General features: G+C 40.3%; 15 protein-coding genes. 1 reads left to right on the top strand and 14 read right to left on the bottom strand.

The features are described from left to right. Nucleotides 1-103 precede the first annotated feature (103 nt). The 12 genes from smc to ACIFOT_RS28960 form a co-directional block, all read right to left on the bottom strand. Nucleotides 104-3670 carry a chromosome segregation protein SMC gene (gene smc / locus ACIFOT_RS29015; RefSeq protein ID WP_430071450.1) on the bottom strand — a complete coding sequence of 1189 codons (3567 nt, stop codon included), beginning with the start codon at nucleotides 3668-3670 and terminating at the stop codon, nucleotides 104-106. A gap of 55 nt (nucleotides 3671-3725) precedes the next feature. After that, nucleotides 3726-4466, bottom strand: a complete 741-nt coding sequence (gene rnc, locus ACIFOT_RS29010; RefSeq protein WP_430071448.1) for a ribonuclease III — start codon at nucleotides 4464-4466, stop codon at nucleotides 3726-3728. A gap of 164 nt (nucleotides 4467-4630) precedes the next feature. Further along, complete coding sequence (locus ACIFOT_RS29005; protein WP_223588553.1) at nucleotides 4631-4864, bottom strand: acyl carrier protein; 234 nt, start codon at nucleotides 4862-4864, stop codon at nucleotides 4631-4633. 214 nt (nucleotides 4865-5078) lie between these two features. Further along, nucleotides 5079-5822, bottom strand: a complete 744-nt coding sequence (gene fabG / locus ACIFOT_RS29000; protein WP_430071445.1) for a 3-oxoacyl-[acyl-carrier-protein] reductase — start codon at nucleotides 5820-5822, stop codon at nucleotides 5079-5081. Further along, nucleotides 5819-6766, bottom strand: coding sequence for an ACP S-malonyltransferase (gene fabD / locus ACIFOT_RS28995; protein ID WP_430071442.1), 948 nt, complete (start codon nucleotides 6764-6766; stop codon nucleotides 5819-5821). Before fabD ends, fabG begins: the two co-directional genes overlap by 4 nt. A gap of 14 nt (nucleotides 6767-6780) precedes the next feature. Beyond that, the gene (gene plsX, locus ACIFOT_RS28990) at nucleotides 6781-7785 is read right to left on the bottom strand and encodes a phosphate acyltransferase PlsX (protein WP_430071440.1); all 1005 of its coding nucleotides are present in this window, start codon (nucleotides 7783-7785) and stop codon (nucleotides 6781-6783) included. 13 nt (nucleotides 7786-7798) lie between these two features. Beyond that, nucleotides 7799-8365, bottom strand: coding sequence for a transcription factor FapR (fapR, locus tag ACIFOT_RS28985; protein ID WP_430071437.1), 567 nt, complete (start codon nucleotides 8363-8365; stop codon nucleotides 7799-7801). A gap of 141 nt (nucleotides 8366-8506) precedes the next feature. Continuing rightward, on the bottom strand, nucleotides 8507-10555 hold the full coding sequence (gene recG, locus ACIFOT_RS28980) for an ATP-dependent DNA helicase RecG (RefSeq protein ID WP_430071434.1): 2049 nt from the start codon (nucleotides 10553-10555) through the stop codon (nucleotides 8507-8509). After that, complete coding sequence (gene sdaAA, locus ACIFOT_RS28975) at nucleotides 10539-11435, bottom strand: L-serine ammonia-lyase, iron-sulfur-dependent, subunit alpha (protein ID WP_430071431.1); 897 nt, start codon at nucleotides 11433-11435, stop codon at nucleotides 10539-10541. Before sdaAA ends, recG begins: the two co-directional genes overlap by 17 nt. A 13-nt stretch (nucleotides 11436-11448) precedes the next feature. After that, a complete protein-coding gene (gene sdaAB / locus ACIFOT_RS28970; protein WP_430071429.1) occupies nucleotides 11449-12111 on the bottom strand; it encodes an L-serine ammonia-lyase, iron-sulfur-dependent subunit beta in 663 nt (220 codons plus the stop codon). A gap of 115 nt (nucleotides 12112-12226) precedes the next feature. Then, the gene (locus ACIFOT_RS28965; protein WP_430071426.1) at nucleotides 12227-13900 is read right to left on the bottom strand and encodes a DAK2 domain-containing protein; all 1674 of its coding nucleotides are present in this window, start codon (nucleotides 13898-13900) and stop codon (nucleotides 12227-12229) included. A gap of 15 nt (nucleotides 13901-13915) precedes the next feature. Further along, nucleotides 13916-14278 (bottom strand): Asp23/Gls24 family envelope stress response protein, encoded by a 363-nt coding sequence (locus ACIFOT_RS28960; protein ID WP_223588566.1) that lies wholly within the window; start codon nucleotides 14276-14278, stop codon nucleotides 13916-13918. Between the two features lie 224 nt (nucleotides 14279-14502). Here ACIFOT_RS28960 and rpmB point away from each other — a divergent pair, with 224 nt between their 5' ends. Continuing rightward, nucleotides 14503-14691: a 50S ribosomal protein L28 gene (gene rpmB, locus ACIFOT_RS28955; protein ID WP_007087786.1), complete on the top strand. Its 189-nt coding sequence runs from the start codon at nucleotides 14503-14505 to the stop codon at nucleotides 14689-14691. A gap of 114 nt (nucleotides 14692-14805) precedes the next feature. Here the strand turns inward: rpmB and spoVM are convergent, their stop codons facing one another. After that, complete coding sequence (gene spoVM / locus ACIFOT_RS28950; protein ID WP_007087787.1) at nucleotides 14806-14889, bottom strand: stage V sporulation protein SpoVM; 84 nt, start codon at nucleotides 14887-14889, stop codon at nucleotides 14806-14808. Nucleotides 14890-14995: 106 nt separating this feature from the next. Next, the gene (locus ACIFOT_RS28945) at nucleotides 14996-15643 is read right to left on the bottom strand and encodes a thiamine diphosphokinase (protein WP_430071423.1); all 648 of its coding nucleotides are present in this window, start codon (nucleotides 15641-15643) and stop codon (nucleotides 14996-14998) included. Between the last annotated feature and the right edge of the window lie 93 nt (nucleotides 15644-15736).

The following is a 15736-nucleotide window of genomic DNA, read 5'->3' as shown; positions in this document are numbered from 1 at the left end:
CTGCGGGGTCTCACCTGTCCCGTCCTCCCGCAGGAGTCTCGCGCCTTCCGCTCCAATCAACAAGGTTTCAAAAATAAACTACTGACATTTACACAGTCTTAAATTAAGATTTAACAAGCTCTTTTGTATCGTCTAAACGGACAGATACAAGTTTTGATACACCCGATTCCTGCATGGTGACTCCGTATAAGACGTCTGCTTCCTCCATTGTCCCTTTACGGTGTGTAATAACAATGAATTGAGTCTCTGAGCTATATCTCTTTAAATACTGACTAAAACGGTGGACGTTTGCTTCATCAAGTGCCGCTTCCACTTCATCAAGAATACAGAAAGGAACAGGACGTACTTTCAAAATCGAAAAAAGCAAGGCAATGGCCGTTAATGCTCGTTCTCCCCCCGATAGCAGCCCTAGATTCTGAAGTTTTTTACCTGGAGGCTGAGCAACGATTTCCACTCCCGTATTTAATAAATCTTCCGGCGCCGTTAAAACAAGATCCGCTCTTCCTCCTCCGAATAGTGCCCTGAAAACGGGCTCGAAATGTTCACGAATTCCTTGGAAGGTTTGCTCAAAGCGTTTTTTCATTTCCGTATCCATCTCTTCAATCACTTGGAAAAGTGTATCCTTGGCTTCTTGAAGATCTGTCTTTTGTTCATTTAAAAATTCATACCGTTCGGAAACACGCTCGTATTCTTCAATGGCTCCAATGTTGATATTACCAAGCTCTTCGATGGCCAGTTTAATCAGCTTGACCTTTTTGCGAGCTTCTTCAACGGGAACAGTTAGGGGATATTGTTCTTTAGCGCCTTCAAAGGATAATAGGTATTCTTCTCTTAGATGGGCTAGTCTGTTTTCAAGCTCCACGTCCAATCGGTTAATTTTTACCTCTTCATCCTTTAGTACAGTTATTAATCCTTTATGAATTCTCTTTAATTCCTTTGCTTCAAGCTCCAAATCTTCCAGTGAAACCTGAAGCTGGACCCTTTCCTGTCTTCTTGTGCTAATTAGGTTTAGTGTTGCGGCCTTGTCCTCTTGTTTTCTTTTTGCAGCAGTCTCTAATTGTTCTTCACCCGAAGAGCTATTTGTCATTTCTGATGTTAACAGGTTGAGGTCCTCAGTGAAGACCGTATGCTTTTGTCTGCTTTTCGCTAAATCTTCATCAAGAATAGCGAATCGTTCCTTAGTGTTTAAGAACTGCTCGTTTTTAGCCGCAAACTCAACCTTTAACTCATTTATTTCAGTTATCAAGGCTTCCTTAGATGTAAGATCATTGGTCTTTTGCTCAGTCAGTCTTATGATTTTACCGTCAAGTTCAACAATTGACACCTTATAATTTTCCATTGCTGTTTGTAACTCTGTTTTTCTAGTTAGCAATGTGGATTGTTCTGTAGAAAACTGCCCCTTTTCAAGATCGTAAATGGCTAATCGGTCATTGATATTCTTTTCTTCAAACTCGGCTTCTCGTAAGTCACCCTTTACAGACTGTTCCGATAGTCTAAGTTCTTCACCATTTTTACGCATTGCCTCAAGATCTGACTCCGCCGTTTGGACTTCTTCTTTTAATGATTTAACCAGCTTCTCCAAATCCGTTGTTTTCTCTTCCATAATAACAAGCTTACCCTTTAATTCATCAAGCTCACCTTTTCTTGTTAACAGCGAGGATGTTTTTTGTTTAACGGCTCCACCTGTCATCGAACCGCCGGGATTGACGATATCCCCATCGAGGGTAACTAATCGAACTCGATATTGGAGAATTTTCGCCAATTCATTGGCACCCTTTAGATCCCTTGTGATGACCACGTTACCTAAAAGATTTTGAAAAATCTCGGCATACTTTTGGTCAAACTGAACCAGGCTGACGGCTGTTCCCACCAAAGAAGGATGATTTTGAATCGAAGCCATTTGACCAGATGATAAGGGACGTCCCTTTACAACACTTTGTGGTAAAAAGGTTGCCCGTCCAAAGGAATGCTGCTTTAAGTATTGAATAGCAGCACGGGCATTTTGTTCAGTATCAACTACGATATGCTGCAAGGCACCACCAAGTGCGGTTTCCATCGCAATTTCATATTCTTTTGGAACAGAGATTAATTCGGCAACGGCTCCTTCAATACCATGGAGTTTTTTTCCGCGGGCCTTGAGAACTTCCTTTACTCCTTGAAAAAAGCCGGAAAAATCCTCTTCCATTTCTTCAAGCATATCTTTTTTTGACTTTGCCTGCTGCAGGAGCTGATAGGCTTGATACAAGGTTTTCTCCTGTTTTTGATAATTGTTTTTTACCGTCTCCTGCTTACGTTGCTGCTCACGAAAGGAAACAACTTGTTCAGCGAGCTTCTTTTGAAGTTCATCTAATGAAGCTTGAATTTCCCTTTTTTTGTTTTGGGCAATTTCTCTTTCTTGAAGATACTTTTCATTTTCCGCATCAAGACGTAAATTTTTTCGATCTTGCTGCTCAAGCTGCTGGTCAATGTATTTTAATTCGTTTTTTGCACCAGCTTGGTCATTTAGCAGCTCAATATATTCACTTTTTAAGCTTTCGATTTTTTCATCAATATTTTCAGCAAATAATTGCAGCTTTTCTTGTTTCTCTTTTAGCTGAGATTGTAAGGTTTTTACCTGTTCACCAAGCAGCCTAACCGATTCGTCCATAGAGTCCCTATTTTTTTGAAGCTGGCTGATTCGGTCCGTTAATTCACGAATGTTCATTTCTAACTGCTCTTTATTTTGCGCAGCATTCTTTTTCCGCTCTTTTAGGACTTCTTTTCGTCCCTCGAGCTTTTCAAGCTCCTCACTCGCATGAAGCAGGACATTCTGCAAGTCTGAAATCGATTCATCTAAGGCAGTAATCTGGTCTCTAGTCTCAACGATTTTTGCTTCTTTGATCTGCAATTCAGAAGAAAGCTTCAATTCCTCATGTTGGTGCTCTTCTAGCTGTTTGGAAAGATTCCCCCATTTTTGATGCATGTCTTCAATTTCATAAACGGTTAGAGCTACTTCAAACTTTTCAAGCTCCTCTTTTTTCTCTAAAAAATCCTTTGCCATCGACGCTTGAATTTTTAATGGCTCTACTTGGCTTTCGAGCTCATGTAAAATATCATTAACTCGGTTAATATTGTCTTGTGTTTCGGCAAGCTTAACCTCGGCTTTTTTCTTTCGGTTTTTGTATTTTAAAACACCTGCTGCTTCTTCAAAAATGGTTCGGCGGTCCTCTGCTTTACTATTTAAGATTTCTTCTACTTTCCCTTGGCTTATAATGGAAAAGGCTTCCCGTCCTAACCCGGAATCCATAAACAAATCAATTATATCTTTCAAACGGCACGCTTGTTTATTAATGTAAAAATCACTATCTCCTGAACGGGAGACTCGTCTTGTAACACTTACTTCATTATAATCAACTGCTAATCCCTGATCTTGGTTGTCCAAGGTCAGCGTCACTTCAGCAAAATTAACAGCCTTTCTAGTATCACTTCCAGCAAATATAATATCTTCCATTTTACTTCCACGAAGTGATTTTGCTGATTGTTCCCCTAATACCCAGCGGATTGCATCTGTAATATTGCTTTTTCCGCTGCCATTAGGACCTACTACGGCCGTAACCCCAGGGACAAAATCCACACTAATGCGGTCAGCAAAAGATTTAAAGCCAATAATGTCCAACCGTTTTAAAAACATTCCTTTTTCCTCCCTAAAATGCCCGGGATTACTCCTCTAAAACATTTCGTCATTTCTAGGTGGTTTTCGTTTTCAGTACTTCAAGTGCCATTTGAGCGGCATGTTGTTCCGCCTCTTTCTTGGACCTTCCCGTCCCTACCCCTAATTCTTCACCATTTAAGGAAACCTTTGACACAAACTCTTTATTGTGTGCAGGTCCTTTTTCTTGAAGAACACGATATTCAATTACACCTGAGGCATCTCTCTGAATGAGTTCCTGTAATTGACTTTTAAAATCCATCACATGAGAAAAAGCACCAGCATTTATTTTTGGGAAAACAACTTTTTCTAGAAAATCAATGACTTTTTCAATTCCTTGGTCTAAATAAAGTGCGCCAATGAACGCTTCAAAAACATCAGCGAGAAGTGCCGGGCGTTCTCTTCCACCCGTCATTTCTTCCCCCTTGCCAAGCAAAATTAATTTTCCAAATCCTAATTCATTCGCAAATGATACGAGTGACGGCTCACAAACAATTGCCGCTCTTAGTTTGGTTAATTCTCCTTCTGTCATCATGGAATATTTCTTAAAAAGGAATTGTGATATTGTCAGTTCAAGAACAGCATCTCCCAAAAATTCGAGCCTTTCATTATCTTCAAAGGGCTTTCTGCGATGCTCATTCACATAGGATGAATGAGTAAAAGCTTGCTTTAATAATTTTTCATTTTCAAATTGAATTTCAATTATCTCTTGAAACTCTTTAAATTGACTTTCTTTTGCGCGATTGTTCATTTCTTTTTCTTTCCCATTTCTGCGCATAAGTTCTCCACCTTGCATCTAATTTACACATGACTATAATAATGAGTTTAAAAAAATTTCAATAAAAACGCAAAGAAACTTGGCAGCACTGATGGAACTGCCAAGTTCTATTCTACAGAATAAAGCCCCGTTTGAAAACGGAGCTTTGTGAATAATTCCAACGATTACTTCGTGCTATTTATGTAATTAACAGCATCACCAACAGTGCTGATTTTTTCAGCATCATCGTCAGAAATTTCCATATCGAACTCATCCTCTAATTCCATTACTAGTTCAACTACGTCAAGGGAATCAGCGCCAAGATCATCTTTAAATGAAGCTTCAAGGGTAACTTGAGACTCATCAACACCTAAACGGTCAACGATGATTTTTGTTACACGTTCTAATACCTCTGCCATGCTTGCTCACCTCCCCTCAAGCTATTATAGAGTATTTCTTTCAAATAATAAATGAAGAAATAATAAAAATGCACATTTACTTTGAGAAATGTCCAGCTCCAGCGCCTAGGGGCTCGAGGTCATAAGCCAATCCGTCGAAAAGGTTAAAAAGCAACCTTTCCGCCGGCTCGTCTTATGCTTGTCGCCCCTTGACAAGGCGCTTCCGCTTTTCTGTTTACATTACCATTCCGCCATCAACGTGGAATGTCTGTCCTGTGATATAGGATGAATCATCAGAAGCAAGGAATGCCGTGATTTTTGCGATATCTTTCGGCTCACCTAATCTTGCTAACGGAATCTGTTTTAACATTTCTGATTTTACTTCTTCTGTTAATTTGTCTGTCATATCGGTGGTAATAAAGCCTGGGGCAATAGCATTAACCGTAATATTTCGTGTCGCAAGCTCTTTTGCAGTTGTTTTTGTTAAGCCGATTACACCAGCTTTGGCAGCTACATAATTTGCCTGACCTGGATTTCCGCTTACACCAACAATGGAAGCAATATTGATAATCCGGCCCACTCTTTGTTTCATCATTTGTCTAGTTACGGCTTTCGTTACTAAGAAGACGCCTTTAAGGTTGATATTAATGACATCATCCCATTCTTCTTCTTTCATTCTCATTAATAAATTATCTTTTGTAATTCCAGCATTATTAACAAGAATATCAAGCTTGCCAAATTGATCAATTGTTGCTTTCACCATTTCAGCGACTTCTTCTGTATTAGAAACATCGCATTTAATCGCAAAAGCATCTCTGCCTAGTGCTTTAATCTCATCGACTACTTCATTTGCTTTTGCTTCACTGCCAGCAAAATTAACAGCGACATTGGCTCCCTGCCTTGCTAGTTCAAGCGCAATTTCCCTGCCAATTCCTCTTGATGCACCAGTTACAAGGGCTGCTTTACCTGTTAAATTCATAGCTTTTCCTCCTTTAATGCTTCGACAACGGACTGACAGGTTTCCTCATCAGAAACAGAATAGGTTTTAACGCTGCGATTAATCTTTTTGATTAAGCCAGACAGCACTTTACCTGGTCCAATTTCTATAAAGGTATCCACACCTAACTCAATCATTTTTTCAACTGAATCCTCCCATAATACTGGAGAATAAAGCTGCTCAATTAATTTTTCCTTTATTTCAGCAGAGTCGCTCATTACGTTTGCTGAAACATTGGCCACAACTGGAATCAACGCATTTTTCATATTAAGACTATCCAAGACAGCTCGTAATTCGCTTGAAGCAGACTTCATGAGCGAAGAATGGAAAGGACCGCTTACTTCTAGAGGAATGACCCGTTTTGCTCCAGCTTCTTTCGCTTTTTCACCTGCAAGCTCTACGCCTTTTGACGAGCCGGAAATGACGATTTGCCCTGGGCAGTTAAGATTTGCAAGGGAAACAGGAAAACCTGATTCATCCACTGCTTTTGTCACTTCAGCAAGTTTATCTCGGTCTAACCCCAGTACAGCAGCCATTGTTCCTTCACCATTTGGAACTGCCTTTTCCATATACTCTCCTCGTTTACGGACAGCATAAACACCTTCCTCAAAAGTTAAGGCGCCCGCAGCAACAAGGGCAGTATATTCTCCTAAGCTGTGACCTGCAACAAAATCTGCCTGAATTCCTGATTTTTGAAAGAAATTTAACAGTGCAATACTCGTTGTTAGTAAAGCAGGCTGAGCATTTGTTGTTTTCGTCAGCTCCTCTTGTGGGCCTTCAAAAATAAGGCTGCTTAGGCTGCTTTGTAATCTTTCATCTGCTTTTTTAAAATAATCCATCACTTCTGGGTGCTCATTTGCAAGCTTTTGTCCCATTCCAACGACTTGTGACCCCTGTCCCGGAAAAACAAATGCAATTTTACTCATCTTAACACTCCTTACTAGAGTTCAATTTTGGAAGTATTCGCTTCTTCTACTATCTTTTGAATTTGTGCGATGACATCTTTTTCAACCATTTCCCTTGTTTGCCGAATGGCGCTGAATATGGACTGGGCATTAGATGAACCATGTGCTTTAATAACTGGAGCTTTTAAACCAAATAGGGCCGCTCCCCCATACTCCGAATAGTCCAGTTTATTTTTCAATGTCATTAAGTTTGGCTTTAAAACAGCAGCAGCTAATTTACTAGTAAAACTGCTCATTAAGGCTGTTTTTAACATTTTAAACATCGATAGGGCTGTACCTTCAATGGTTTTTAACACCATATTCCCAGTAAAACCGTCGGTCACCACGACATCGGCAACACCATCAAGCAAATCTCTTGCCTCCACATTGCCGACAAAATTTAAATTTGTATTTTTTAAAAGGTCAAATGAATTCCTTGTCAATTCATTCCCCTTTTTTTCTTCCGTTCCAATATTCAAAAGCCCTACCCTAGGGTTTGAAATGCCCCTTACCTTTTCACTATAAATCGAACCCATGATGGCATTGTGCAATAAATGTTCCGGTTTAGCATCGGCATTTGCACCAACATCAAGCAGGAGGAATCCTTCGCCGCCGATAGTTGGAAGCGTTGGAGCTAAGGCTGGCCGATCAATTCCTTCAATTCTGCCAACTACGAACAAACCTGCAGCCATAAGTGCACCGGTATTTCCTGCTGAGATACAGGCGTCAGCCTCACCATCAGTCACTAGCTGGGCAGCAAGGACCATGGAGGCATTTTTTTTGCGTCGAACCGCCCTAACGGGTTCATCAGTTCCGAGAATAACTTCGGTTGTATGTAGAATGGAAATTCTGTCATGGGGTGTTAAAGATTCTTTAATTTTATTTTCGTCCCCAACAAGGGTTATATGTATATCAGAGTATGTGCTGACAGCTTTCATCGCCCCTAAAACGATTTCTTTTGGAGCGTGATCGCCGCCCATAGCATCAATTGAAAGTTTCATTTGTCTCAATCCTTTAAAGATTATTCGAACGGTACATTTCAAAGTCTCCGGTAAATACCAGTTCATTATTCACAAAACTTGTTACCTCGACAAATGTTCTGAGAGCATCCTCATCGATTTTCGTAACTCTTGCTTTAGCAATCACCCGTTCATTCAATTTTACCGAACGCTTAAATTGAATGTTAGCTTTTGCAGTCAGGGCTAGTTCATCATTTATTACAGCTACTGCTAATGAATTTGCCTGAGCAAAAACATGATGTCCTCGAGCAATTTTATTCCGCTGAAAAACATGTTCTTCTTTCACATCAAAAATGGAAATCGCGCTTTGGTCTAATTCAATATCGATAATTTCACCAATGACTTCTTCGATAGGCAAGGAGCGGACTTCATCGTCAAATCTTTTCTCAGCTACTGTCTTAATCCGTTCACGAAGTTCCGGAATGGATAATTCCAACCTGTCCAGACGAATTGTTTGCACACTTACCTGAAATTTTTCAGCCAGTTCCTCGTCTGTAATAAAAGGATTATCATTAATGGTTGAGATTAACAATTGTTGGCGCTCTTTTTTGGTTCTTCGCATGATTTTCCACACCGTCCGAAATCTTATGACTAGGTACTAAGAGTAGTATAAAATTTAAAAAAGCAGATTGCAAGGATAAGTTTTCTTCCTTGCTATCTGCCTTTTGTCATTAACATTGCATTTTTCAAATGAAAATATTTATTAATCTAACTTTTCTCCTTCTAAAACTCCTGACAATTCAAGATGTTTTCGTAAGTATGCGTAATCATCAGAAGTCCAAAAGTTTTTCGACTGAATCAGCATCGCCGCATCATTTCTTGCTGTTTCAAGTGCGCGGTAATCATGAACCATATCTGCCACCTTGAATTCCGGCACTCCGCTTTGTTTTCTCCCAAAAAAATCTCCTGGTCCTCTAAGTTCTAAATCCTTCTCACTTAGAACAAATCCATCGTTCGTCTCTGTCATGATCCGCATTCTCTCTTGGCCTACTTCAGATTTAGGACTTGCAAGCAGGATACAATAGGATTGATCGCTTCCCCTGCCGACACGGCCGCGCAACTGGTGAAGCTGTGAAAGGCCAAATCTTTCCGCATCATAAATAACCATCATGGTTGCATTCGGTACATTAACTCCCACTTCCACAACCGTTGTCGATACTAGGATTTGGACTTCATTGGCACTGAACGCTTTCATGACTGAATCCTTTTCATCCGAACCCAATCGACCATGCATAAGACCCACTTTATAACGATTTTGAAAATAGTGGCTTAAAGTGGTATGCACATCAATCGCATTTTGTACATCAAGCTTTTCCGACTCTTCAATTAGCGGGCAAATCACATAAGCCTGGTGCCCACTAACTAATTCTTTTTCTACAAACCCAAGAACTCGTTCCAGCATCTCAGGTTTTGCCCAGTATGTTTCAATTGTTTTTCTGCCCGCTGGCATCTCGTCGATTATGCTGACATCCATTTCTCCAAATACCGTGATCGCCAATGTTCGGGGAATTGGCGTAGCTGTCATAAATAAGACGTCGGGATTCTCGCCTTTTTCCCTTAATATACGGCGCTGCTCAACACCGAAACGATGCTGCTCATCGGTTATCACAAAGCCCAATCTTTGAAAGGTTACTTCGTCCTGAATTAAGGCATGTGTACCAATTAAAATATCGATTTTTCCTTCCGCTAATTCCTGAAGAATCTCTTTTCTTCGCTTACCTTTTACCGAGCTTGTCAAAAGCTCGCACCTAACTTCAAAGGGCTCAAGCAGAGTTTTTAAAGATTCGGCATGCTGCTCCGCCAAGATTTCAGTTGGAACCATTAACGCCCCTTGGAAACCCGCTGTCACACTTGCATAAAGACCTATGGCTGCAACGACCGTTTTCCCTGAGCCAACATCTCCTTGCAGTAAACGGTTCATCCGATAAGGAGATTTAAGGTCCTTGATGATATCATTTACCACTCGTTTTTGGGCATTCGTCAGCGGAAAAGGGAGCTGATTGATAAATTCCTTCAATTTTTTTAAATTATAGTCTTGAACAATACCTGGTGAATGCTCTCGTTCAAACTTTCTTAACGCTTGCATTTTTAATTGAAACAAGAGAAATTCCTCATAAACAAAACGGCGCCTGGCTTGTTTGACTTCTTCCGGATTAGAAGGAAAATGCATAGCTTTTATCGCATCCCTTCTCGTTAAAAGCCGATATTTTTGGATAAAAGAAACTGGCAGTGTTTCCTCCACCATGCCTCCGTATTGTTGAAATGCTAGGCTAATAAATTTTCGAATCCCTTTAGTTGTTAATTTTCCTCTTAATGAATAAACAGGTTCAAAATCATTGTGTTTGGCATTTGGCCCCGCCTGCATTTCATTTGCTGTAATGGTTTGCCTGTGAGCATCCCATTTTCCCGTTACCGTAATCGTTTCATTCATGACAATTTTATTTTTTAAATAGGGCTGGTTAAAAAAAACTACCTTAATGAGATAGGAACCCACGAAGAGCCGAATCGTCAGCTTTGACTTTTTCCTGCCATAATAGTTAAGAGAAGGCTCGCTATGAACCTTCCCTTCCACTGTGACTTTCTCATCATGATGTACTTCTGTCAGTTCTTTTAGCGAATAATCTTCATAACGATATGGAAAATATTCCAATAAGTCATTAATAGAAAAGATTTTCATTTCCGAAAAAATTTCAGCCGTTTCTTCACCAATTCCCTTTAAGACTGTAATTGATTGGTTAAGATTTGGATTCATTGTTAACTAGCGGAATACCAAAGATTTTTGCTTCTAGAGCTCGACCTGTAGGTGTAGCCGCCAACCCTCCCTGAGCTGTTTCTCTTAGTGCCGATGGCATCGATTGGCCAATTTTGAACATGGCGTCAATTACTTCATCACACGGGATACGACTTGTAATTCCTGCCAGCGCCATATCTGCTGCAACCATAGCATTGGCTGCCCCCATCGCATTTCGCTTCACACATGGAACCTCAACAAGACCGGCTACCGGGTCACATACTAAGCCCAGCATGTTTTTTAACGTAATGGCCATTGCCTCTGCACATTGCTGTGGAGTCCCGCCGGCCATTTCAACAATTGCTGCTGCTGCCATCCCTGCCGCTGAACCAACTTCCGCTTGACAGCCTCCAGCAGCACCGGATATCGATGCATTATTGGCGACCACGAAGCCGAAGGCACCGGATGTAAACAGAAATGAAATCATTTGCTCTCTTGTTGGATTCAGCTTTTTCTTGACAGCGAACAATGTGCCTGGAACCACCCCTGCTGAGCCAGCTGTAGGCGTGGCACAAATGGTTCCCATCGCGGCATTAACTTCATTCGTTGCAACCGCTTTACTAACGGCATCAAGTATTGTTTCCCCCGTTAAAAAGTTGCCTTTTTCAATATATTTCTGCAGTAGTACAGCATCTCCGCCCGTTAACCCAGAATGAGAGGTTACTCCTTTTAACCCTCTTTCTACAGCCTCTTCCATGACGGTAAGATTTCTATCCATCAGGGCAAGCACTTCTTCTCTTGACCGGCCAGTAACGGTAACTTCCTGCTCGATCATGATTTCTGAGATTTTTTTATTTTGAATGTTAGCCATTTCTACTAATTCAGCGACATTGCGAAACACATCTTTTCCCCCTCTAGTCGACAATTTTAGTAACTTTTAATATATTAGGAAGGCCCTCAAGTTCGATAAGAATATTATCATTAATATTTTGGTCAACTTCGATAGTCATAAGCGCAAGTTTTCCTTGTTCTTTACGGGAAACTTCCATGTGGCCAATATTGATTTCGTATTTTGCCAAAATGTTGGCTACGCTTGCAATTGCGCCAAAGCGATCATTATGAACAACTAAAATGGCTGGATGATTTCCGGAAAGTTTAAGTTCAAAACCGTTTAGTTCTGTCACTTCAATTTTGCCGCCGCCAATAGAAATACCCACTAATTCAAGCTCGCCATTATGATCGCCGATAATGATTCTCGCGGTGTTTGGGTGATCGGTAACCGCATCTTCTTCAATAAACCGGAGTTTAATGCCTTTTTCTTCGGCTATATCAATGGCATTGATAATCCTTACATCATCCGTTTCAAAATCCAATAAACCTCCAACGATGGCAACATCTGTACCATGGCCTTTATACGTTTTCGCAAACGAGCCATATAAAGATATATTGGCCCATTTTGGCTCTCTGCCAAAAAGGCTTCTGGCTACCCTGCCGATTCTCGCTGCTCCGGCAGTATGGGAACTAGAAGGACCAATCATGACTGGCCCAATAATATCGAATACGCTTCTATATTTCATAAGAATTCTCTCCCTTAGCGTAATTTTCTCTAATAAATTATATTCAAAACATATTTTCTTGTTTCATATGCACAAAAAAAGAAGGGGTAACCCCTTCTTCTATTTTATCTGTTCATTATTCAATTGAAAAGATAAAAGAATATAATGGTTGTTGGCCATTATGGATTTCTATTTCAATATCACCATAATTTTCTTCTACAAATTGTGTTAAGGTATTTACTTCATCTTCCGAGACGTCTTCACCATAAATAACAGTTAAGATTTCGGAGTCTTCATCTAACATCTTAGAAAGCAGATTTTCAGCCGCTTTTCCTTTGTCCTTGTTTTTTACAACAATTTTCCCTTCGGTAATACCCATGAAATCATCTTTCTCAATTTCTAAGCCATCAATTTGGGTATCGCGTACAGCATAGGTAATTTGACCTGTCCTGACATGCTGAAGCGCTTCCTTCATAGTTGCTTCATTTGCCCCTGCATCAGCAGAAGGATTGAACGCTAGAAGAGCAGAAAGTCCTTGCGGTACCGTTTTAGAAGGTATCACGTAAATCTCTTCTTCGGATACATCACGAGCTTGCTCGGCCGCCATAATAATATTCTTGTTATTCGGTAAAATAAATACCTTTTTGGCATTTACTTGTTTGACAGCCTTAACAATATCCTCCGTACTTGGATTCATAGTCTGTCCGCCTTCAATCACAGCATGCGCTCCAATGCTTTTAAACAAATCGGCAATTCCAGATCCCATAGAAACCGTTACAATTCCATATTCTTTCTGTTCTTGCACACGATCTGCCACTAAAGGAGTATGTGTTTCGCCAACAATATTGGAATGCTGCTGGCGCATGTTTTCAATCTTCATATTGATTAAATTGCCGTACCGCTGTCCATATGTTAAAACCTCACCAGGCTGTTCAGAGTGAATATGCACTTTGACAACATCTTCGTCAGCAATAACTAATAATGAATCTCCATACTTGCTTAAATCATTACGGAATTCGCCTTCATTAAATGGATATTTAGCTGTCTTAGCAGTTTCAAACCTAACCATAAATTCCGTACAATACCCAAATTCAATATCCACTGTATTGATATGGCTTTGAACGCTTTTATGGTGCTCTGCACTGACCATTTCATCCATGGTTGGCATGGCACTTGGTGAATCTGGGAGTTTTTCACCCTTTAATTCAGCTAGAAATCCTTCATAAACGAATACAAGACCTTGTCCGCCGCTGTCAACCACACCGACTTCCTTTAAGACAGGAAGTAAATCTGGAGTACGTTTTAGAGAAGCTTTTGCTTCTTTTAAAACCTCTTCCATAATCACGATAATATCATTCGATGTTTGTGAAGCCTGAACTCCCTTTTTGGCTGAATCCTTAGCAACCGTTAAGATGGTCCCTTCTACCGGCTTCATAACTGCTTTATAGGCAGTTTCTACACCTGCCTCAAGTGCAGTTGCAAAATCTTTCCCGGAGATGGAAGCTTTACTTTCTACGGCTTTTGAAAAACCACGGAATAGCTGGGAGAGAATAACACCTGAATTTCCGCGTGCTCCCATTAGCAAGCCTTTGGAAAGAGCAGCGCCAACCTTACCTATATGTTCTTGAACATTGTTTTTTACTTCTTTTGCCCCGGAGGTCATTGATAAATTCATGTTCGTTCCGGTATCACCGTCGGGCACTGGAAAAACGTTTAAGGCATCGACCATTTTGGCATTTGCAGACAAATGGTTGGCACCCTGAATCACCATTTCGGCAAAACGTTTTCCATCTAATGCTGTTATTGACACAAAACTTCCTCCTCACTACGAATTCGTCACACGAACTCCTTGAACGTAAATATTGACCGAGTCAACGGCAAGTCCAACTGTCTTATCGAGGGTGTATTTAACCTTTGATTGCACGTTGTGGGCAATTTCGGAAATTTTCGTTCCATAGCTGACAATAATGTACATATCAATATGTAATGCCTCATTTTCCTGGCGAACAATAACGCCGCGGGTAAAGTTTTCTTTACGTAAGATTTCTGTAATTCCATCTTTAATTTGATTTTTAGAGGCCATACCTACGATTCCATAGCATTCGATTGCCGCTCCTCCGGCAATGGTAGCGATTACTTCATTTGAAATATCAATTTGTCCGTACTTTGTTTTTAATTCAATGGACATGAATCGTTCCCCCTTTGGAAAATTGCTCCTTGACTACAGTCATTTTACTATAGACGGCCCAATATGGAAAGTCATACTTGCATGTCAAGGTTTTTTTCTTGAAAGGTTTATATACAAGTATTGCATTCACCAACGTTGTATGTTAAATTATTAAGGTATCTCAAGCAGATGAAAATCAGTATATTGCTGTATAAAGCTTTTGGTAGTTAAGGAGGGAAATCATAATGCCACGTAAATGTGTAGTAACTGGAAAGAAAACAACAACTGGTAACGCACGTTCTCACGCTATGAACGCTAATAAGCGTACATGGGGTGCTAACCTACAAAAAGTACGTATTCTTGTTGATGGGAAGCCAAAGCGTGTTTGGGTTTCTGCAAGAGCGTTAAGATCAGGTAAAGTTGAACGCGTTTAATAAGAGTTATAAAGGCCAGAGCATCCATTAAACGGATGCTCTTTCTTTTTAAGTATTTCCCCAGGACAAAATAAAAAGCACCCAAATTTACCGGGTGCCATAACATACCATTTTCTATTCGTTTTTCTTAAATGCACCAATCATCGCCCGGACAAGTCCGCCTAAAAATCTCGGCAGTTTAATCGTATAAAATTTCATACTGTCCCTCCTCACCAATCTCCCGCTTCTTATTCATCTCAACTTTTTTCGTACGCCCTTACATACTATTCAAACGGACGAAAACAGTACCAAATTGTAAGACCTATTAATCATGGCTTCTTATCACTATTAATATGCCTTCGGAAAATGAAAAAGTACCATAATCACTAATAAGTTCATTACTAATACATAGTGTAGAGCCGAGAGAAATATGCTGATTTTTCAAAGGGAATTTGAAGCCCTCGAGTGTGATACCGCTGACTTCAAGCGTTAGAGGAACAAAAGAAATATATTTTTCAGCTTTCCTTTTTTTTATTGTATAAGTCCCTGGTTCTTTTAGGAAAACCTGGTTATTTCGATCAATTAAACAGATATCTGCTGCTTTTTTTTCTCTAAGGGGATTTAACAAAAGCTGGACATTTGCAAATAAATGATCAAGTCGTCCGCCCGTAGCACCAAAAATACGGATTATCGCTGGATCCTGTTCTAATGCCCAATTCAGCGCAAGTTCCATATCCGTTTCATCCTTTTCAGGTTTAAAGCGTTTTAATTCTTCCACCCTGCTTTCAATAAACCTTAATTCCTCTGGAGATACAGAGTCAAAATCTCCAAAAGCAATGACTGGGCTTATATTCCTCTTTAATAAGTGAAAAACACCACGATCGACTCCGACCCATATAGTGGTTTTCCCGTCATACTCGTTCATATCAGGTAGAAGGTCTTCAGGACCTCCTGCAAGAATATTGATAATCATAAATTAAACCCCTTCTGTAAAACTAAGTTGTTGATTTGCGCTCCAGGCACTTCCGGGGAGCCTCCTCGGCGCTTTGGCGCCTGCGGGGTCTCC

Source organism: Neobacillus sp. NRS-1170 (assembly GCF_050468025.1).
The sequence above is the reverse complement of the archived record's forward strand: the minus strand, read 5'-3'. Positions and strand labels throughout refer to the sequence as shown.